Genomic DNA, 20,093 nt, shown 5'->3' with positions numbered 1-20,093 from the left:
GTGGTGCACCGGCCGTCGGTGACGACGACCAGCAGCGCGCGCCGGTCGGGGTCACGCCGGCGTTCGGCGGCCAGCACCTGCCCGGCGCGGGTGAGCCCGGCGGCGAGCGGGGTGCGCCCACCGGTCGGCAGGGAACGCAGCCGGGCCGCGCCCACCTCCACACTCGACGTCGGCGGCAGGACGACCTCGGCGTCGGCACCCCGGAAGGTGATCATTCCGATCCGGTCGCGGCGCTGGTAGGCGTCCAGGAGCAGGGAGAGCACGGCGGTGGTGACCGTGCGCATCCGGGCGCGGGCGGCCATGGAGCCGCTGGCGTCCACCACGAACAGCACCAGGTTGCCCTCGCGTCCCTCCCGGACGGCGCCGCGCCGGTCGGACGGCCGCAGCAGCAGCCCCGGCCCGTGGCGTCCGCGGGCCTGCTGCCAGGGCGCGGCGGCCCGCAGGGTCGCCGGCAGGTGCAGGCCAGGGGCCTCCGGCGAGGCGGTGACCACCGCGCCGTGGCGGGTACGGGCCCGGGAGCGCCGCCCGGCGGCGCCGAGACCGGTACCGACATCGGGGATCTCCAGGCGGCGGGGGCGGAACACCGGGCCGGGCGGGCCGGCGGGGTGTGCGCTGCCAGCGGCGTCCGCCCGTCCGCGCGACGGGTCGGGCTGCTCGTACCGGCTGTGCTCGGACGCGGTGGCCGGCCCGCCGGCGGGCCACGGTTCCGCGTCCGTCTCCGTCTGTTGCGTTTCCGCCCGGTGCAGGGGCTCCGATTCCGCCGGGCGCGGGGCCGGCAGGTCGCCGGCCGACGTGAACGGCGGCCCGGCACCGGTATTCTCGTCACTGTCGGTAGCGGCACCGCCGTTGCCGTGGCCGCCGGCGGATCCACCGCCGCCACCGCCGCCACTGCCTCCGCCGCCCCCGCCGCCGGCCGGTGGCGGTCCGTCAGGGTCGTCCGTGGGTGGCTCCCCGGTCTGTTCCAGGGCCTGTTCCAGAGCGTCGGCGAGGGTGTCCTCGTCCAGGCCGGGGGCGTCGAACGGGCCCCGGCGGCGCCGGTGTGGCAGGGCCAGGCGGGCGGCGCGGCGGATGTCGTCGGCGGTGACGCGCTCGCGGCCCTCCCAGGCGGCCAGCGCGATCGCGGTGCGGGCGGTGACCACGTCCGCGCGCATCCCGTCCACGTCGAAGGCGGCGCAGACCGCGGTGACCTGGCGCAACGCCGTCTCGGAGAGCTCCACGGCGGGCAGCCGGTCGCGGGCGGCGGCGATCCGGGCGGCGAGGGCGGCGTCCTGCTCCGCCCAGGCGGCGGCGAAGGCCCGCGGGCCGGCATCGTAGGCCAGCCGGCGGCGCACCACTTCGGCCCGCACCCGCGGGTCCCGGCTGGCGGCGACCTCGACGGTCAGCCCGAACCGGTCCAGCAGCTGCGGGCGCAGCTCACCCTCCTCCGGGTTCATCGTCCCGACCAGCAGGAACCGGGCGGCGTGGCGGACCGACACCCCGTCGCGTTCGACGTGGGCGACGCCGAGCGCGGCCGCGTCCAGCAGCAGGTCGACAAGATGATCGTGCAGGAGGTTGACCTCGTCGACGTAGAGCAGGCCGCGGTGGGCGGCGGCCAGCAGCCCGGGGCGCAGCGCCGTGACGCCTTCGGTGAGCGCCCGGTCGAGGTCGATCGCCCCGGTCACCCGGTCCTCCGAGGCGCCGACCGGCAGCTCCACCATCCGCGCCGCCCGGGTCACGGCGGGAGCCTCGGGTGGATGCGGGCCGTCCGGGCAGTCGGCGTCACCGGCGGCCGGGTCGCAGGCGAACCGGCAGCCGGCCACCACCGCCAGGGGCGGGAGCAGGGCGGTGAGCCCCCGTACCGCCGTCGACTTGGCGGTGCCCTTCTCCCCCCGGACGAGTACCCCGCCGATAGCCGGTGACACGGCGTTGAGGACGAGAGCGAGCCGCAGGTCGTCCATACCCACCACCGCGGACAGCGGGTAGGCCGTCATCGTGCTCCCGACCGTGCGCCGGGCACCGGCTGACGGGCGTGAACGGGCATGCCGCGGTCCTCCCTCGGGTTTCCTCGCCCTCGGTAACGGTGCGGACGGCCGAAGTATCCCGGCTCCCGGATCACCGCTCCCCCTCGGCCTTCCGGACGCCTACACGTCCGTGACACACGGTGAGGGTTCGCTCCCCGGTTACGGTGGCGGGACCGCGCCGGATTCCCACCGGCTTCCTCCACTGCCGTCGCCCACCCAGCATGGCACAACCCGCCACCACGCGGACCCCTTCACCCTGCCCGCACTCGCTTCAGGAGCACGCGGGCACCCGTGCCGCGCATGTCGGACGGGATGGCCGCGGGATGGGAGGCCGTCGGAGCTGAACCGCCGCGGCCGGTTGACCGCGGTCGCGATGTCGCCTCCCCCGCGACGTCGGTCACGGCGGTGTCGATCACGGAGTCGAGGTGAGGATGAGGCAGCTGTTGAACCCTCCGTAGCCGCGGGCGTTGATCATGATGACGTTCGTCGGCATTCCGCGTGGTTCTCCCGTGATCAGGTGCAGCCCGTATGCCGGGTCCGGATCGGTCAGGTTGCCCACCGGAGGGACCACGCCGTCCCGCATCGCCAGGAGCGCGGTCGCCACGTTGAGCGCCGGCGTCCCGGCGCACAGGCGCCCGACCAGGCTGTGCGGGGCCGTCACCGGCAGGTGGGCGAGGCGGTCACCGAAGACCTCGCCCAGGGCGCGTGCCTCCAGCAGGTCGTGCTCACGTGTTCCCATGCCGTCGGCGAAGACGACGTCGACGTTGCCGGGGGTCAGGCCGGCGTCGTCGAGCGCGCGTCGCATCGCCTGCACGAGGGGGTCCGGCCCGGGTGCCGGGCGCCGGTCGTGGTGGGCGTCGTGGGTGGCCGCGTAGCCGGCGATCCGTCCGTAGCCGCGGTGGCCGCGCTCGTGCGCCGCCGCGGCGTCCTCCACCACGAACAGGGCGCCGCCCTCGCCCGGCGCGTACCCGTCGGCATGCCGGGAGAAGGGCCGGTAGCCCTCCTCGGGACGGGTGCCCGCGGTCAGCATCCCGCTCGTGGCGTAGCAGGTCATCGCATACGGTGCGACCGCGGCCTCGGTGGCGCCCGCCACCACGGCGCGGGTCCCCCGCCGGATGGCCCGGCGGGCCTCGCCGAGGCAGTCCAGGCCGCCGGCCTCACCGGAGACGATCACTCCTGAGGGGCCTTTCAGCCCGTGGAGGATCGAGATCTGCCCGGTGCTGGCCGCGTAGAACCAGGCGATGGACTGGTAGGCCCCCACCGCCCGGCGGCCCTGGCTCCACAGCCGCCCGATTTCCCGCTGCCCGAACTCGTTGCCGCCGGAGCCGCTGGCCAGGATGGCCGCGGTGTCGTACGGATCGTGATCGGACGGCCGGTAGCCGGCGTCATCGAGGGCGAGGCCGGCGGCGGTCAGGGCCAGCCAGCTCCACCGGTCGGTCTGCACGATCAGCCGGGGGTCGAGATGATCCTCGGGCTGGAAGCCGTCCACCTCACCGGCCAGGACGGCGGCGGGCGCCGCGGTACCGGCCAGGACGGCGGCGGGCGTGGGGGTGGCGAAGCGGGTGACCGGGGCGACCTTGACCTCGCCGCGCAGCGTGGACGACCAGTGCGCCTCGGCCCCGATGCCGCTCGGTGCCACGACGCCGATACCGGTGATCACCGCGGACTGGCCCGGGGCGCTCACCGGGTCACCGTCGCGCGCTCGAGCAGGATCGCGGACTGGAAGCCGCCGAAACCGCTGCCGACCGACAGCGCCACGTCGATCCGCTGGTCACGGGCGGTCTTGGGCACGTAGTCCAGGTCACAGTCGGGGTCGCGGTTCTCCCAGTTGGCCGTCGGCGGCACCACGGAGTGCTCGATGGCCAGCGCGCAGGCGGCGCATTCGATCGCGCCGATGGCCCCGAGCGAGTGGCCGACCATGGACTTGATCGAGCTGACCGGTACCTGGTAGGCGTGCGATCCCAGGGAGCGTTTGAAGGCGGCCGTCTCGTGCCGGTCGTTCTGCTTGGTGCCCGACCCGTGGGCGTTGACGTAGCTGACCGCCGTGGCCGGGGTGCGGGCCTGCCGGAGCGCGCTGGTGATCGCTTCGGCCATCTCCACACCGTCCGGTCGCAGCCCGGTCATGTGGTAGGCGTTGGAGCGGGACGCGTAGCCGGTGACCTCGCAGTAGACGTGGGCGCCGCGGCGGCGGGCGTGCTCCCACTCCTCCAGGACGAGCACGGCGGCGCCTTCCCCCATCACGAACCCGTCCCGGGTGGCGTCGAACGGCCGGGAGGCGTGCTCCGGGTCGTCGTTGCGCGCTGAGGTCGCCCGGATCGCGTCGAAGCAGGCGATCGAGATCGGTGAGATCGGCGCGTCCGTGGCACCCGCGATGACCACGTCGGCCGCGCCGTCCTGGATGAGCTGGTGGCCCCGGCCGATCGCGTCGATCCCCGAGGTGCAGCCCGTCGACACCACCGCGGCGGGGCCGCGCGCGCCGAACCTGCGGGCCACCTCGCCGGCGAGGCTGCTGGGCACCAGGGCGTGGTAGAGGAAGGACGAGGCGTATGCCGGGTCCACCAGCCAGTCACGGCCGCTGTTGCTGACCGCGACGTACTCGTCCTCGAGGCGGGTGGTGGCGCCGACGGCGCTGCCGAGGCTGACCCCGACGCCGTATCCGCCGTCGGGGGCGCCGGCCGGCAGGTCCAGGCCGCTGTCGGTGACCGCCTCCGCGGCCGCGGCGAGCGCTAACTGGATGAACCGGTCGTTGCGGTGGATCTCCTGCGCGTCCAGGCCGGCGGCGGCGGGGTCGAAGTCGCATTCGGCCGCGATCTGCGACCGGAACTGCGCCGGGTCGAAGAACGAGATCCGCCGGGTCGCGGTCCGGCCCTCGGTCAGCAGGGTCCAGAACGCGCGGCTGTCCGTCCCGCCGGGGGCGATGACGCCGACGCCGGTGACCACCGTCCTTCTCGGGCCCGCGCTCGTGCTCGTATGTGTGCTCATGCTGGTGCCTTCCGTGGGTCGCCGTCCCCGCTGCCGCCCGCCCCGGCCGGCGCGGGCACGAGGGTGGGCAGGGGCTCGGTGTCGACGTGGCCGAGGTCCGGCCGTGGGGCCAGCGGGCTGAGGTGGAAGACGAGGAACGCCGTCTCGTCGCCGGTGTTGACCAGCCGGTGGCGCGTCCCCAGGGGGATCAGCAGGCCGTGCTCGGCCGGCAGCGCGGTGTCCTGGCCGTCGAGGCGTGCGGTGATGTTCCCGGTCACGCAGTAGAGGAACTCCTCGGAGTACGGATGCCAGTGCTCGGTGACGACCTCCCCCGGCCGCAGGGCCAGCGTCCCGAGGAAACCTGACGTCGAGCCGACGGTGGCCGGTGACAGCAGGGTCCGGATGTCACCGCCCCGGCGGGTATTCGGTGGCACGTCGTGGATGGACAGGACCTTGGGTCCGGTGCTGCTCATGGGTGTTCCCTTCTCGCGTCGCCGTGCGGGCGGCCGGTTACACCGCCGCCAGGGCTTCGACCCGGCGCCGGATGACGTCCATCTGGATGGCGGAGTTCGTGTTGATCCGTTGCGTCATGCCCGCGTCGTCGACCGGCGCGTCGGGCCGCATCGCGAAGTCCTGAATCCAGGTCATCCGGACGCCGTCCCCGTCCCCGTCGCCGTCGCCGTCGCCGTCGCCGTCGCTGTCGTAGCGCCAGTGGATGCGCATGTACTCGAACGGGCCGGGTTCGACCCGGTGGGCGTGGACCTCCCGGCGCTGCCGGTCCGGGGTCCGTTCGCTCACCCACGACCAGACCCGTCCCTGCTCGTCGGGGTGCATCGTCAGCCGGAAGCGCACCGTCGTGCCGATCCGCTCCAGTACCTCGACCGAGGCGTATTCGGTGAACAGGGCCGGCCAGCGCTCCAGGTCGTTGGTGATGTCCCAGACCAGGTCGAACGGCGCGCTGATGACGATCGTGTTCTCCGTGTGCCCGGCCACGTCAGCGCCTCCCGGCGAGGTCGCCGTTGACGAAGGCGACGATGCGGGTGACGGTCCAGCCACCGGCCTCCTCGGGCAGTTCCACGCCGAACCTGTCGGCCAGCGCGCCCTGCAGCTGCAGCACCGCGAGCGAGTCGATGCCGAGGTCGACCAGGGGGGTCGTGCCACCACCGGCGCGGATCGTCTCGGGGCCTACTCCCGTCTCCGTGACGAGGATGTTCTCGATCTCCGTCGGTGTGACCGATGTGATCGTCTCGTTCGTGCTCACAGTCCTTCTTCCCTTTCTGTTCTTTTCCCGCCGGCTTTCCGCCGGTTTCTTTTTCCGCGAGTTCCTGTTCGTCTGTTTGTCGGCTCACCGATCTGGCCCAGGGAGGCCCAGGGGCCGGACGGGCTTTCCTCGGCCGGCCGGCCGGCCGAGGCTCAGCGCCGCCTGCCCGGCTCCGGTGGCGTGCCGGCCAGCAGGCGGTCGACCAGGGACGTCGCGTAACGCCCGCTGGCGAACTCCTCGTCGGCGAGGACGCGGCGCAGGAACGGGATGGTGGTCCGCACCCCCGGGCCGGCTACCTCGAACTCGGCCAGTGCCCGGTCGGCCCGCGCGATCGCCTCGTCGCGCCGCGGCGCCCAGACGATGACCTTGGCCAGCAGCGAGTCGTAGTGCGGCCCGACGACGTACCCCGGCCAGGCATGGGTGTCGACCCGGGTGAACGGGCCGCCGGGCGGGAGGAAGCGCTCGATCCGGCCGGGGGTCGGCCTGAAGTCGTTGGCGGGGTCCTCCACGTTCACCCGGCACTCCAGGGCGGTGCCGCGGATCTGCACGTCCTGCTGGGTCAGACCGAGGGGCAGGCCCGCCGCGACGCGCACCTGCTCCCGGACGATGTCACAGCCGGTGACCATTTCGGTGGCCGGGTGCTCGACCTGGATCCGGCAGTTGATCTCCATGAAGTAGTGCCGGCCGTCGGCGTCCACCAGGAACTCGACCGTGCCGGCACCGCGGAAGCCCGTGGCGAGCGCGCCGTGGACGGCGTCCCGCGCGATCGCGGCGGCCTGCTGCGGATCCAGCCCCGGGGCGGGCGCCTCCTCCAGCAGCTTCTGGTGGCGTCGCTGCACGGAGCACTCCCGGGTGCCGAGGTGGATCCCCGTGCCCTGCTCGTCGACGAGGACCTGTACCTCGACATGCCGCGCCCGTTCCAGATAGCGCTCGACGTAGACCCGGTCGTCACCGAAGACCGCGCGCGCCACGGCGCGGGTCTCGGCGAACGCGCGGGCGAAGCCACCGGGCTCGCGCACGACGGTCATCCCGTTGCCCCCGCCGCCGGCGGCTGCCTTGATGATGACGGGATAGCCGACGGTGGCGGCGAGCCGGGCCGCCTCGTCGACGTCGCCGGGTACCTCGCGGCTGCCGGGCAGCAGCGGCAGCCCGGCCTCCCGCATCAGGGTGCGTGCCGTGCTCTTGTCACCGAGGCAGGCCATGACCTGCGCGGGCGCCCCGATGAACACCAGGTCGTTGGCGGCGCAGATCTCGGCGAAGTCGGGGTCCTCCGACAGGAACCCGTACCCGGGGTGGACGGCGTCCGCGCCGGTCCTGCGGGCCGCCTCCACCAGTGCCGCGGCGTTGCGGTAGCTGCGCCCGGCCGGGCCCGGCCCGATGCAGACGGTCTCGTCCACGTGCCGGCGCAGCGCCTCGACGTCGTCCGCGGTGGAGTGCACGCCGACGACCGCGAGGTTGAGCTCGCGGCACGCCCGCGCCACCCGTACCGCGATCTCCCCACGGTTCGCGATCAGTACCTTCCGGAACACCTCACATCACCCCATGTGTCGCGCCGCCGGCCGCAGCGCTGGCCAGCCCGCTCATCCGACGGGCACCAGCGTGATGAGCACCTGCCCGAACTCCACCGGCTCCCCGTCGGCGACGGCGATCCGGTCGACCTTGCCGGCGGCCTCGGCGCGCACCGGGTTCATCAGCTTCATCGCCTCCAGGATTCCGACCGTGTCCCCCGGTGCGACCAGGTCGCCGACCTGCACGAACGGCTCCGCCCCCGGCTGGGGGGACCGGTAGAAGGTCCCGACCATGGGTGCGGTGACGACCGGCCCGGACGGCGTGCCGGACGCCTCGGCGTCGCTCGCCTGCCGCGCCGGCTGGATCCCGGTGCTGTCGGCCGCACCTGCCGGTAACGGCCCGGCCGCCGGCGGGGCTGCCCACTCCACCTCCAGCACGACGTCGCCGGAGCGCAGCCGCAGGCGGCTGGGCTGGCCGGGCAGGTCGCGGGTGAGGCGGCTGACGTGCTCCCGCACCGCCGCCAGCAGCTCGATCCGCCCGTCGGGCGCCACCTCGGGGGCCTCGTCGCGGGTCATGCCGGCACCTGCGCGTATTCCTGCTCCTGCCGGCGTCCGGTGCGGGCCGGTACGTCCACCGCTTCCGCGCCGAAGCCGCGGAAGCGGGCCGCGCGCCGGGCCACGAGCTCGTCGGGCGGCACGGCCAGCAGCGGGAGGAGGGCTTCGAGTACGGCCGCGCGCAGCGTGTCCGCGGCCGTCCCGGGGTCGGCCTGTGTGCCTCCGGGTGGTTCGGGCACGACCGCGTCGACGATGCCGGCCCGCAGCAGCGTCCGCGGGTCCAGGCCCAGTGAGCGGGCCGCGTCGGGGGCGCGGGCGCTGTTGTTCCACAGGATCGCGGAGCATCCTTCGGGGCTGATGACCGTGTAGACGCCGTTCTCGACGATGAGCACCTGGTCGGCGACGGCGAGGGCGAGCGCGCCCCCGCTGCCGCCCTCGCCGGTGACGACCGACACCACCGGTACCCGCAGCGCGCTCATCCGCTGGATGGCGTTGGCGATCACCGAGGCCTGGCCGCGTTCCTCCGCCTCGACCCCAGGGTGCGCGCCGGGGGTGTCGACCAGCGTCACGACGGGCAGGCCGAGGCGTTCGGCCAGTTCCATGATGCGCAGCGCCTTGCGGTACCCCTCCGGCTTGGCCAGGCCGAAGTCACGGCTGAGCAGTTCCGCGGTGGTGTGCCCCTTCTGGTGGCCGACCACCGCCACCGGCACACCGCCGATCTCGGCCAGCCCGGCGACGATCGCCGGGCTGTCGCCGTGCGTCCGGTCGCCCCGCAGCTCCAGGAACGAGTCGAACACCCGGGCGGCGAGGTCGAGGGTGGTGGGGCGGCCGAGGTCGCGGGCAAGGCGTACCCGCTCCCACGGGTCGCGGTCGCGCAGCTGCCGCGGATCCCGGATCAGTACCCGCGCCGCCGCACCCGCGGCGACCGGATCATGTTCCTGCCGCGGCGCCGGGGGCCGGGGCTCCCGGATGGCCGGCCTGGTCTTCGTCGGGCGGCGCCCGGGCGCGGCCACCGCCAGCAGCCTGCTCAGGCAGGGGCGCAGCTCGGCGCGTTGCACGACCAGGTCGACATGCCCCCGGGCGGCGAGGAAGGCGCTTCCCTGGAAGCCGTCGGGCAGCCGCTCGCCGGTGGTCTGCCGGACGACCCGGGGGCCGGCGAAGCCGAGCCGGGCCCCGGCCTCGGCCAGGACCACGTCGGTGTTCGTGGCGAAGGACGCCGCCACCCCGCCGTAGGTCGGGTCGGTGACGACGCTGACGGTCAGCAGCCCGTCGCGGCGCAGCTGGCCGACCGCGATGCTCGTCTTCGCCATCTGCATCAGGGACAGGGCGCCCTCCTGCATGCGGGCGCCTCCCGAGGTTGTGACGACCACGAACGGCAGCCGGCGCTCCCGGGCCAGCTCCGCGGTCAAGGTGATCATTTCTCCGGCGGCGGAACCGAGGCTGCCGCCCATGAAGGAGAAGTCCATGACGGCGACGGCCAGCTCGCGCCCGCCGATGCGGCCCGTGCCGCACAGCACCGCCTCGGGCAGGCCGGTGCGGCGGCGCGCCTCGTGCCAGCGCTCCTCGTACCGTCTGCCGTCGGAGAAATCGAGGGGATCGTAGCCGGTCGGGGTGAGCTCGAGGGGGGTGAAGCTGTCCGGGTCGAGCAGGTGCCCGATCCGCTGGCGTGCGCCGACCCGCCCGTGGTCACCGCATTCGGGGCAGACGAACAGGTTGCGCGCGAACCGTTTCCCGTAGACGAGCGCGGAGCAGGCCCGGCAGCGCACCCATTCGGTGGTGGCCGGGGTGGTGGCCGCCGGGCTCATGCCTCGGCCCGCGCAGGCCCGGTCGCGACCCGTCTCGCCGGGGAGCCGTCCGGTTCATAGGTGTAGAAGCAGCGCGCCACTGCGTCCCGGGGTGACCGCCAGGTGGGCAGATAGGGCTGGATGAAATGCGCCAGCTCCGCGGTCACCCGCCCGAACTCCTCCTGGCTCCTGATGTCGGCCAGCACGCGGGTGCTTTCATGCTCGGTTTCGAGCAGATGGACATACAGGTCACCCAGGCTGTAAAGGGATCTGTGCGACACCCCGGCGACCTGGGGCAGGCCGGTACGGTCCGAGGCCGCGAATATACGCGCGACCTCGGCTTCCGCGCCCGGCGTGATCCTTGCGACGATCAACGTCCTTTGCATGGTTCCGCCTTCACCTCTGTGCCACGTCCTGCTGTGCGGTGTTCCGCTTCGGGGAAATCCACCGGCGGGCGAACCAGCACCCGCCCAGGGCTGGTACCGTCTCGCCGTCCGGCGATGGCCGGGCTGCCGCGGATTTCACGTCGGGCCGTCGAACGGGAACGCCGGTGAACAGCACCGGCCGGTGCTTTCGGGGGCACCGGCGGGGTGGATGCCTGCCGGTCAGATGTCGTTGTTCGGCGATCTCCTGGAAATACGTGGTCCGGCTGTCATCGCCTTGCGGCTGTTTCATCGTCCCCGATGATTTGTCCCAGCGTCATGAGTCAGATGTCCCAACTGCCTGGGAATTTTCCGGGCCACGGTTTCGACAAAAGGTGGAGACGGGCGGTGGCGGAGTCGGCTGGACGACAATACGCATCCCAGATGGTGACGTACCTCACTGTCCAGCGGGGGACAGCCGCCGGCATATGCTGTCGGCAGCGGGTAGCCGCGGTGATTGCGGGAGATTTCCCCGGGGTTCATTCCGCGGGCTGTTCAGCCCCCGAGCCCGGCACGCCGGGCAATGACCGCGGCCTCGGCGCGGTCCCGCACTTCCAGTTTCGCGAAAATCTTCGACAGGTAGTTGCGCACCGTTTTCGTGGTGAGGGCCAGCTCACCGGCGATGGCGGCCGTGGAGTAGCCGTCCGCGACGAGGCAGAGCACCACGCGCTCCCGCTCGGTGAGCTCGGGGAACGGAGGCTGCTCCGCCCCGGCGGCGTCGAAGTGGCGTAACACGCTGTCGGCGATATGGGCACCGAAGATCACCTCGCCGTGGCTGACCGCCTCCACCGCGCGCGCGAGGTCCTCCGGCCGCGCCGCCTTGAAGGCGCATCCGCGGGCACCGGCCCGCACCACGGCCGCGACGGTCCGCTGGTCATGCCGTCCGGTGAGGACGAGTACGGCGGTCCTCGGGCATTCCCGCGAGATGCGCTGGGTCAGCGCCAGCACATCGTTGTCGTCGTCGTCGAAATCGAAGATGACGACATCCGGACGCAGCCGTCGAGCCGCGGGGATGATGTCGGCGCCGTTCGTGAGATCACCGACCACCTCGCCCACCGCGGTGGCCTCCAACAGCGCACGCAGCCCCGCCAGGAAGACAGGATGGCCGTTGACCAGCAGAATCCGTACGGGGCGGGTGGACTCGTCGCCCGCTCCGCGCACCGTATTCTCCGCCGCGATATCCGGCCCTGAGCGTCCATCCATTCCGCTCCCCCCGTCCGGACGGCGACCGGCTGCCTGCCGGCGCATCCTCAGCTGCCGACGCAGGGCGGCGTATCCTGTTCTGGACTCATGCCGTAGCCTGCCGTGCCGGCATGATCGAGGAAAAGGTCTGTCGCGGTTACGACAGACTCAGATTCCGGTGCCGGCCGCGTTACGTCTCATCACGGCACGGGTGGCGCACCTCCTGGAAGGCAAACGGCGATAAGGAACACCAGGTGGGCCACTTCGAAGACGATCTCCGGTGTTGCCAGCCGATGATCCGGTGACTCCGGCCCCCGGTAACGTCAAAGATATATGATCATTCCGGCTTTGGTCTTCCTGGTCACGGCCCGGATCACATCGACGCGGGCCGGATCCGGCGCCGCGGCGGCTTCGGCGGCGGCCCACCGCCGCCGGGCCCCGGCCCGCCGCCGTACACGGACAGTTATTGTCGGGCGGCTGGTATTCTCGGGTGCGAGAAGCCATCCGGGAGAAGGACGAAAATCTTCCGCCGCCGGCGGAGCGGTATCATCTATCTGACGATGGTGTGTGCGTGGCGCCGGGTTGATATACAGGTTGTTCAACTACCCGGATGCTCGCGGACCCACCGGACAAGCGGCCCCGGGTAGCCGAGATCGTTCCCGTGACGGTCGAAGGGGTTATGATGCCGTACACCGTCCATGAAGACCTTGAAGGTGGGCTCTTCCACGGCCGCCCACCCGTCGATGCCGCCGGCCGGGCCGTGTGCGTGTCGTCTGTGGATTCCCCGGAGGAGGCGCAGGTGTCCAAGCCCGGAGTGTCCGGACATGCCACAGCCCGGCCCACCCGGACGATACGGGTGCTTCTCGCCGAAAGCTGCGACGTGGTACGGACGGGGATGCGGGTGATTCTCAGCCGGGAACCGGACATCACCGTCGTGCGGGACGTGGCGGACAGCGCGGATCTCCTGCTGGCGGCGCAGGAGTTCCAGCCCGACATCTGCATGGTCGACCGCGACCTGGACGGAGCCGGCGTCCTCCCGCTCATCCGCAAGCTGTCCGCGGCCCTGCCGGATCGCCGCCCCCACATCATCATCACCGCCCGCCGAGGCTCCGACGACCTGGCGGCCGAGGCGCTGCGCCTCGGCGTCCGCGGCTATCTGATCAAGAACATCCCGCCTGCCGATCTTCTCGACGCCATCCGCGCGACCGCGGCCGGTCACATCACCCTGGCGCCTACCGTCGCCAGCCACCTCGCGGCCTGCTGGGCAGGGCGGCCGTCCTCCACCGGGCCGACCGGGGGCGGCGACACCGCGCCCTCCGTACCCTCCGCACCCTCCGCACCCGTTCCCACGGTCGGCACCGCGATGAAGGGTGTGGACATCCGCCTCACCCAGCGGCAGCGCGAGGTGCTGGAACTGGTCGCCGACGGGCTGTCCAACGCGGAGATCGCTGCCCGTCTGTTCGTCACCGAGGCCACCGTGAAAAGCCACCTGACGGCGGTCCTGCGACGCCTGGACCTGCGGGACCGGACCCAGCTTGCGATCTATGCCCATCGCGGCCGCATCACCGGATCGCCCGAGCCCGCCTGACAGTGCCGCCGCCACCCACCCGGCCCTGCCCGCGGGTGAAGCCGGCGTCCGCCCCTCGCGTCACCCGGTGTTGGTCAGGGCATGTGCCCCGTCCACGAGGTATTCCCAGAGCATGCGTTCCAGCGGCGCGGGCAGGCCCTCCTCGGTCAGGGCCTGCGCCATCAGGCGCAGCCATGACTCCCGGGCCCGGGCATTGATCGGGAAGGGAGCGTGGCGCATCTGCAGCCGCGGATGTCCTCGCAGCGGGGAGTAGCTACGCGGGCCTCCCCAGTACTGGATCAGGAAGGCGCGTAGCCGCTCGGCGGCGCCGGCGATGTCCTCCCCGTACATCGGCCCGAGTACGTCGTCCGCCGCGACCTTGCCGTAGAAGCGGTCGACGATACGGGTCAGCACCTCGACGCCACCCGCTTCGGCGACGAATCCCCGCGCCGCGCCATCCGCGTACGCGTCACGAGCCGCTGTCCCGCTCAGGCCGAGGACCTCTCCGACGCGATCCCAGCTGTGCCCGGCCGCCCGTGCCTCCGCGGCCGCCTGCGCCAGCATCGCCTCTACGAAGAAGCGTGCCTGACGCGCCAGGTACAGCGCTTCGACAGCCTCGCCGCCGGCAAGGTGGGCCGCCGCGGACGACAGGGAACGCGTCGATTCCCGCAGGAAGTGGGCCCGCCAGAACTCCTGGGACCGGTCGTCCGACTGCGCCGCCCGGACAGCGGAATCCTGTTCGGACGTCCCCGTACCACCACGATATGTCACCGGTTCTCCTGATGCCGCGACGTCACTGGACCATGGTTTCGACAGCTACGACTGCGACGGCCGCGATCCCACCGGGCGGGAAGCGGCCGGCTGGGGGCCCGGCGCGGCCGGCTGGGGGATCTGGTGGTGCATGGTCGCCGACTCCCGCGCGCCAGGCATCCCCACCGCGACCACGGCCGCCCCGAGGAGCCCCGCGAGCCCGCACCCGATCGCCGTGCTGTGCATCGCCGAGACGAAGGCGTCGGACGCGTCGGCCCACAACGTCCTCCCGGATGGTCCGAGCGACGCCGCGATGACACGGGCGGCCTCCACCGACTCGGTCGCATCCGCCCGGGCGGATGGGGGCACAGTGGCCAGGTGCGGCTCCAGCCCGTCCCGGTACCGGACGGCGAGCAGCGAGCCGAGCACGGCGATGCCCAGGGCTCCGCCGAGGTTACGGGTCACGTTGGTGATCGACGAGGCCACTCCCGCCCTGCTCGCCGGCAGCAGGCTCATCACCGCCTCGGTAGCCGGGGGCATCACGTGTGCCATACCGATGCCCTGCAGGAAGAAGATCAACAGTATCGCCCAGACAGGCGAGTCCGCGTCCAGGAACGCATAGCCGAAGAAACACAGCGAGGCGAGCAGCAGGCCAGCCGAGACCACCAGCCGGTAGCCGCGCCGCTCGGCCAGCTTCGGGGAGCGTGCCGAGAACATCCCGAGGCCGACGGCCAGCGGGAGCAGCGCCAGTCCGCTCTCCAGCGGGCTGTACCCGCGGATGCTCTGGAGATAGAAGACCATGAAGAAGGTCAGTCCGAAGATCGCGAAGAAGGCCAGCCCGACGGCGACGGCCGCCGCGGACATCCGGCGGTCACGGAAGAGCCGGACGTCCAGCGCCGGATGGCCGATGGCCAGTTCGTAGCGGACGAACGCGACCAGGAGCGCGAGGCCACCCAGCAGCGGGCCGAGCACCCGGCCCTGCGTCCAGTCCGCGAGCCGCCCGCCCTCGACGATGCCGAAGACCAGCAGCATGATGCCGGAGATCGACAGCCCCACCCCGAGCGGGTCGAGCCGCCCGGGCGCGGGGTCACGGGACTCGGGGACCAGCGCCACGGTGCCCGCGAGCGCCACGAGCACGACGGGTATGTTGATCAGAAAGATCGATCCCCACCAGAAGTGGCCGAGCAGGATGCCGCCGACGATGGGCCCGAGTACCGCGGCAAGGCCGCTCGAACCAGCCCAGATGCCGATCGCCTGGGGACGCTGGGACGGCGGGAAGACATGCATGATGATCGCCAGTGTGGCCGGCGGCAGAGCGGCCGCGCCGATTCCCATCACCACCCGCCACAGGATGAGCTGGGCTGGCGTGTCCGCGTACGCGGCGCCGACGGAGGACGCTCCGAAGATCAGTATCCCTGTCACCAGCGTGCGCCGGTGCCCGATCCGGTCACCGAGGATGCCCCAGGTGAACAGCAGCGCGGCGAAGACGAGTGTGAAGGAGTTGATCGCCCACTCGAGCTGGGTCTGGGTCGCGCCCAGCCCCTGCTCCGGATCGGCGAGGACCCGCAGCGCCACGTTGATGATCGTCCCGTCGAGGACGGTGAGCAGGACCGACAGGACGAGAACCGCGAGGACCGGCCAGCGGCGGGGATGGCCTGCCACCGGTGCCGCCGAGCCCGTGGGACTGGCGGCGGGACCGGTGGCGGTGGGACCGGTGGCGGTGGGATCGGCCAGGCCGGTCATGAGCGGCTCCTGGATGCGGCCGTCGTCCGTGTCACGGTCCGTGCCGGCGCCGGGCCGGCGTCGCCGGCCGCGGATGGGGCGAGAACATGGCGCAACGCCGCCTCGAGCTCGGGGAAGCTGAAGGTGAACCCGGTGTCCGACAGGCGTGCCGGCAGCGCGCGGGTGCTGCGCAGCAGGGTTTCCTCCGCGAAGGAGCCGAGCGCCTTGCGCAGGACGAACGGCGGCACGGCCAGCACAGCCGGCCGGCCCAGGACACGGCCGAGGGTGCGGGTGTACTCGGCGTTGGTCACCGGGTTCGGCGCGACGGCGTTGACCGGCCCGGACACCTCCGGATGCTCCAGGACGTGCTGGCATGCCCGGGCCGTGTCCAGCCTCGTCACCCACGCCAGGTATCGGCGGCCGCGGCCGACGCGCCCGCCCAGGCCGCGCCGGAACCGCGGCAGGAGGAAGCGGAGCATGCCCTGGTCCGGGGCCTGGACCACGCCGACGCGCAGGTTGACCACGCGCAGGCCGCCGTCGGCGGCGACCATCGCGGCGGCCTCTCTGTCACGTCCGAGTTCCGCGAGGAAGCCCTGCCCCGGTGGGCTGTTCTCCGTCAGCGTCTCGTCGGTGTGCCCGAGGCCGTAGTAGCCGATCGCCGCCGCGTTCACCAGGGTGCGCGGGGCGTACCGGCCGGTGGCCAGCTGTTCGGCGAGACGCCGTGTCACATCCACCCGGGACGACCGGATGCGGTGGCGTACCTGCGGATCCTCCCAGCGGCCGAGGATGTTCTCGGCGGCGAGGTGCACCACGGCCTCGGCCCGTTCCAGGGCCGCGGGGTCGACCGAGCCGGTCGCGGGGTCCCAGCGTGCCTCGTCGGGAGCGGCCGGCTCCCGACGGACCAGGCGTACGACGTCGTGCCCGGACGCGCGCAGCAGCGGCACGAGATCGTTACCAAGACGCCCGGAGGTACCCGTCACCGCAATGATCATTGCTTTTCCTTCTCCCTCTCATGACACCGCCAGTCGCGTCCGCCACTCACAGGGCCGTCGCGGCAGCGCAGTCCAGGGCGAGCCCGGCTATTGCCAGGGCGAGGCGCAGCCGGTTGCCCCACGCCCAGCGCCGCCGTACCGCCTCCCAGTTCGGCGGCGGATGGCCGGGATCCCAGGAGCGGATCCGGCGGTTCAACGCGACATTGATACTTTCCGAAACAATGCCTACACCTGCCGTGCAGAGGAGCCCGGCGCCGAAGAGCACCTGGGAGGCGGTCGAGTGCGCGGTCACGATCGCGGCGATCGTGACCAGTGCCTTGACCCTGGCCAGCCAGGGCATGAACGGGTCGAACCTGTCGTCGAGAAACGTCAGGGTGGGGACGTACCGGCCCGCCGGCAGCGAGGCGAAATACGGTATGACGGCTTTCTCCACCGCGAGCAGCGCGCCGGCGAGCAGCCCCGCGCCGATCACCACCGCCACCGCGATCGTCCCTGCGAGCACCGGTCACCCTCGCTGGTCCGCCGGGCGCACCGCGACCTCGTACACCGCGCGCTGGAACGTCCGCTCCAGATACGGCACGAGCGGCCCGGTACGCGCGGTGTGGGCGGGGTCGCTGACCCAGGCCGTGAAACGGCGCTCGTCCTCCCATTCCGCTAACAGCAGGTAGCGACTGCTCCCCGGCTCGCGCAGGAGCTCGTCGGCGATGTGCCCGTCGACGCCGCGCATCTGCACCGCGACCTGGCGGTATGCCTCCTCGAACTCCTGCTCGCCGCCCTCGGGAGCCTCCGTGTACAACATCACTCTGATGCTCATGCGTCCTCCGTCGACGTCGGACACGGGCCGGTTATCGCGTCCCGTACCTCGTAGACGCGCCGCTGCGCGTCCTCCCGCAAGTCACGCAGCGCGGTGGTGAGCCGTTCGCGGTAATCACTGCCGCCGAACGCCTCCAGGCGCTGCCGGTCCGCCCAGTCGCTGGTGATGACGTACGTACGCGGATCGGTGAGATCGCGGATGAGCGCCTGGCCGAGGTTTCCCGCAACCTGCGCGATTTCCTCGGCCGCTTCGCGCCAGGCCCGCTCGAACGCGTCCTCGCAGCCCGGACGCACCCGCATCCGTAACTCCGCCCTGATCATGCCTGTCATCCCCGCCCCCTTCGGCGACACCGGTCCCTCGGAGTTCAGCCGTCGGTGACGTCGACGAAGACGTCGACGAAACGGCGCGGCCCTGACCCGCGGGCGTGTTTTCGCGCCCGGATGATGCCGGGTCAGGGATGCACGGCCGTACAGCTGAAGCTGAAAACGTCCGCGGTGCGCACTTGTGGCCCACGGCTCCCACTGGGACGTGTTCCACGCTACGGGCGGCCGGCGGCGGCGTCTTCCGGCTCAGGTCTGGCTTTTCGACATCCATCCTGGGACGGAGACGTGCTGTTTCCCAGCCCGCGGCCTTTCCGCCCGAAGTCCTGCTGACCTGGGATTCCGGGACGCGGCACGGCACCACCAGCCTGCTGGTACCACCCGCTTACGACGAAACGCCTACGACGAAAGTCGTAGGCCGCAGGTCGCCACCAGCGCGGCAGCGGGCCCGCCGAACCGCCCGTGAACGCGGACGAACCATCCCATCGGCATCGGCATCGGCGCCTGCCACCCGCATCCGGCGTAGGCGAACTACCGCGCCTGCGGGGCCTGCGCACGGCCGGGCCGGCATACGGTCGACCACGGTACGACAGATGGGGACGGGATGGTGACGAACCGTCGGACAGGCCGGCGGCCAGGCAGGTGCCGCGCGGACCGGGAGGGTGCACGTGCCTCGACGAGATGGCCGGCCGGAGACGGTGGTCGCCGTCGCCGCCACCGTCGGTGCCGGGCTCGTCGGTGCCGCCATGGCCGAACGGGTGTGGGTGGGCCTGGCGCTGCTCGTGTTCGTGCTGTACGTCGCCCTGGCCACCGTGAACCTGCGGCTCGGTATCGCCCTGTGGGCGCCGACGCTGTTCTTCGAGGCCGTCCCGGCCCTCAACCTCGGCGCGAAAGCGGCCGGTCTGGTCATCATCCTGCGCTGGCTCACGGCGCTGGGAAGACCGGCACAGGAGCCGGCGGGACGGCCGGGGCACGGAGCGCGGGGGCCGGCAGAGCAGGCAGGGCTGACAGGGACGGCAGGGACGGCAGGGCTGACAGCGGAGTACGGGGCACGGTGGGCGGCGGGACGGGGCGTTGGCTTCCGCGCTCTCCGGCAGCGGCCGGGGCTCGTCATCGTGGGCGTGCTGCTGCTGGTGTGGCTGTCGCTGTCGCTGCTGTGGGCTGTCGACATCGGGGCGGCCGCCACCGACCTGTGGCACTGGTGGGCGCTGGTAGTGATCTTCGTTGTGGTGGGCACGGCAATGGCTGACGTGGGGGCCGTGCGCATGGCCAGTGGCGCGTTTCTCGCCGGTGCGGTGCTCTCGGTGGCCGTCGGCCTGGCCGGCGCCGGCCCGTGGCCGAGCAACCCCGCGGACACGGCCGGGGCCACCCGGCTGCAGGGCGGGGCGGGTGATCCCAACTTCCTCGCGTCATGGCTGCTGGCGGCGCTGATCCTGACGGTTGGTCTTATCGCGGCGAGCGAGAACCGGGCGCTGCGCCGGCTCCTCGTCGCGGCCGGCGGCATCGCCGCCGTCGGGCTCGCCGCGACACTGTCCCGCGGGGCGTTTGTCGCCGCCGTCGCCAGCGCCCTTGCCGCGCTCGTCCTGCTGCGGCGCCACCGCCGGCAGCTGGCCGGGCTGATCCTGCTGGTCACGGCCGTGGCCACCGCCTGGCTGGCGATGTCGCCCACGGCCTGGGAGCGCATCACGACGAACGACCGCGGGGACGGCCGGGTGGACCTGTGGAAGGTCGCCTGGAGCGTCGTACGGGACCATCCGCTTCTGGGGGTCGGGCTGAACAACTACACGGCGGTGGAAGGCGACTACGTGCGCCGGGTCGGGCCGGTGCCGTGGCTCGACATCATCGTCAGCCGCGCGCACGAGGTGCACAACGCCTATCTCCAGCTGCTCGCGGAGAACGGGATCGTCGGATCCGCCCTGTTTCTGGCCTTTCTCGCACTCTGTCTGCGGTCGGCGTTCCTCGCCGCCCGGCGTTTTGAGGCGCTCGGCGACCGGCGGAACGCGGCGATGGCGAACGCGGTCCTGCTGGCCACGTTCAGCATGACCATCTCAGGTGTCTTCCTGTCCAACGCGACAGACAAGCGCCTGTGGTTCCTGCTCGCGCTGGGCCCGGCGCTGCTGCGGGCGGCAACCGACAGCCCGGGTCCGCCCGTGGGGAGCTCGTCCACCGAGGGAATGCTCCACGGCCGGCCGGAAAGAAGCCCGGTGGGCAGCTCGTCGTGAGCCGTTCCCCGTGGCCGGGTGTCTCTTTCCCGC

General features: G+C 72.4%; 19 protein-coding genes and 1 riboswitch. Of the genes, 2 read left to right on the top strand and 17 right to left on the bottom strand.

Features of this window, described 5'->3' with window-relative positions; genetic code table 11:
- The 11 genes from NBX02_RS11515 to NBX02_RS11465 all read right to left on the bottom strand — a co-directional run.
- A partial coding sequence (locus NBX02_RS11515; protein ID WP_250291287.1) for a VWA domain-containing protein occupies positions 1-1,970 on the bottom strand: 1,970 nt, incomplete at its 3' end.
- Positions 1,971-2,073: 103 nt separating this feature from the next.
- A riboswitch (cobalamin riboswitch) is annotated at positions 2,074-2,199 on the bottom strand.
- Positions 2,200-2,412: 213 nt separating this feature from the next.
- Positions 2,413-3,684 (bottom strand): beta-ketoacyl synthase N-terminal-like domain-containing protein, encoded by a 1,272-nt coding sequence (locus tag NBX02_RS11510; protein WP_250280713.1) that lies wholly within the window; start codon positions 3,682-3,684, stop codon positions 2,413-2,415.
- Positions 3,681-4,982 carry a beta-ketoacyl-[acyl-carrier-protein] synthase family protein gene (locus NBX02_RS11505; RefSeq protein WP_250280711.1) on the bottom strand — a complete coding sequence of 434 codons (1,302 nt, stop codon included), beginning with the start codon at positions 4,980-4,982 and terminating at the stop codon, positions 3,681-3,683. The genes NBX02_RS11510 and NBX02_RS11505 overlap by 4 nt, the downstream gene beginning before the upstream one ends.
- On the bottom strand, positions 4,979-5,434 hold the full coding sequence (locus NBX02_RS11500; RefSeq protein WP_250280709.1) for a cupin domain-containing protein: 456 nt from the start codon (positions 5,432-5,434) through the stop codon (positions 4,979-4,981). The genes NBX02_RS11505 and NBX02_RS11500 overlap by 4 nt, the downstream gene beginning before the upstream one ends.
- A gap of 37 nt (positions 5,435-5,471) precedes the next feature.
- Complete coding sequence (locus NBX02_RS11495) at positions 5,472-5,954, bottom strand: SRPBCC family protein (RefSeq protein WP_250280707.1); 483 nt, start codon at positions 5,952-5,954, stop codon at positions 5,472-5,474.
- Position 5,955: 1 nt separating this feature from the next.
- Positions 5,956-6,222 (bottom strand): acyl carrier protein, encoded by a 267-nt coding sequence (locus NBX02_RS11490; RefSeq protein ID WP_250280705.1) that lies wholly within the window; start codon positions 6,220-6,222, stop codon positions 5,956-5,958.
- Between the two features lie 152 nt (positions 6,223-6,374).
- A complete protein-coding gene (locus NBX02_RS11485) occupies positions 6,375-7,751 on the bottom strand; it encodes an ATP-binding protein (protein ID WP_250291284.1) in 1,377 nt (458 codons plus the stop codon).
- Positions 7,752-7,802: 51 nt separating this feature from the next.
- A complete protein-coding gene (locus tag NBX02_RS11480; RefSeq protein ID WP_250280702.1) occupies positions 7,803-8,306 on the bottom strand; it encodes a biotin/lipoyl-containing protein in 504 nt (167 codons plus the stop codon).
- Entirely contained in the window at positions 8,303-10,090 is a 1,788-nt protein-coding gene (accA, locus tag NBX02_RS11475) for an acetyl-CoA carboxylase carboxyltransferase subunit alpha/beta (RefSeq protein WP_250291282.1), read from the bottom strand. The genes NBX02_RS11480 and accA overlap by 4 nt, the downstream gene beginning before the upstream one ends.
- A complete protein-coding gene (locus tag NBX02_RS11470) occupies positions 10,087-10,455 on the bottom strand; it encodes a TcmI family type II polyketide cyclase (RefSeq protein ID WP_250291279.1) in 369 nt (122 codons plus the stop codon). The genes accA and NBX02_RS11470 overlap by 4 nt, the downstream gene beginning before the upstream one ends.
- Before the next feature lie 531 nt (positions 10,456-10,986).
- Positions 10,987-11,652: a LuxR C-terminal-related transcriptional regulator gene (locus NBX02_RS11465; protein ID WP_250280695.1), complete on the bottom strand. Its 666-nt coding sequence runs from the start codon at positions 11,650-11,652 to the stop codon at positions 10,987-10,989.
- An 820-nt stretch (positions 11,653-12,472) separates the two neighbouring features.
- On the opposite strand from NBX02_RS11465, the gene NBX02_RS11460 reads away from it, so the two are divergent.
- A complete protein-coding gene (locus NBX02_RS11460) occupies positions 12,473-13,261 on the top strand; it encodes a LuxR C-terminal-related transcriptional regulator (protein WP_250280692.1) in 789 nt (262 codons plus the stop codon).
- 60 nt (positions 13,262-13,321) lie between these two features.
- Here NBX02_RS11460 and NBX02_RS23110 read toward each other — a convergent pair whose 3' ends face one another.
- From NBX02_RS23110 to NBX02_RS11430, 6 genes are read right to left on the bottom strand one after another with little or no spacing between them, the layout of a single operon-like run.
- Complete coding sequence (locus NBX02_RS23110) at positions 13,322-14,011, bottom strand: globin (protein ID WP_445548376.1); 690 nt, start codon at positions 14,009-14,011, stop codon at positions 13,322-13,324.
- 45 nt (positions 14,012-14,056) lie between these two features.
- Complete coding sequence (locus tag NBX02_RS11450; RefSeq protein ID WP_250291277.1) at positions 14,057-15,733, bottom strand: MFS transporter; 1,677 nt, start codon at positions 15,731-15,733, stop codon at positions 14,057-14,059.
- Positions 15,730-16,704, bottom strand: a complete 975-nt coding sequence (locus NBX02_RS11445; RefSeq protein ID WP_250291275.1) for a TIGR01777 family oxidoreductase — start codon at positions 16,702-16,704, stop codon at positions 15,730-15,732. Before NBX02_RS11445 ends, NBX02_RS11450 begins: the two co-directional genes overlap by 4 nt.
- A 46-nt stretch (positions 16,705-16,750) precedes the next feature.
- A complete protein-coding gene (locus NBX02_RS11440; RefSeq protein ID WP_250280687.1) occupies positions 16,751-17,206 on the bottom strand; it encodes an anthrone oxygenase family protein in 456 nt (151 codons plus the stop codon).
- 3 nt (positions 17,207-17,209) lie between these two features.
- Positions 17,210-17,518, bottom strand: a complete 309-nt coding sequence (locus NBX02_RS11435; protein WP_250280685.1) for an antibiotic biosynthesis monooxygenase family protein — start codon at positions 17,516-17,518, stop codon at positions 17,210-17,212.
- Entirely contained in the window at positions 17,515-17,847 is a 333-nt protein-coding gene (locus NBX02_RS11430; protein ID WP_250291273.1) for an antibiotic biosynthesis monooxygenase family protein, read from the bottom strand. Before NBX02_RS11430 ends, NBX02_RS11435 begins: the two co-directional genes overlap by 4 nt.
- Before the next feature lie 659 nt (positions 17,848-18,506).
- Between NBX02_RS11430 and NBX02_RS11425 the strand changes: the two genes are divergently transcribed.
- Positions 18,507-20,060 (top strand): O-antigen ligase family protein, encoded by a 1,554-nt coding sequence (locus NBX02_RS11425; RefSeq protein ID WP_250291271.1) that lies wholly within the window; start codon positions 18,507-18,509, stop codon positions 20,058-20,060.
- Positions 20,061-20,093 lie beyond the last annotated feature (33 nt).

The sequence above is a fragment of the Protofrankia sp. CiP1_Cm_nod1 genome, assembly GCF_920888515.1.
GTDB lineage: Bacteria > Actinomycetota > Actinomycetes > Frankiales > Frankiaceae > Protofrankia.
This window is presented reverse-complemented; position numbering and strand designations above follow the sequence as displayed.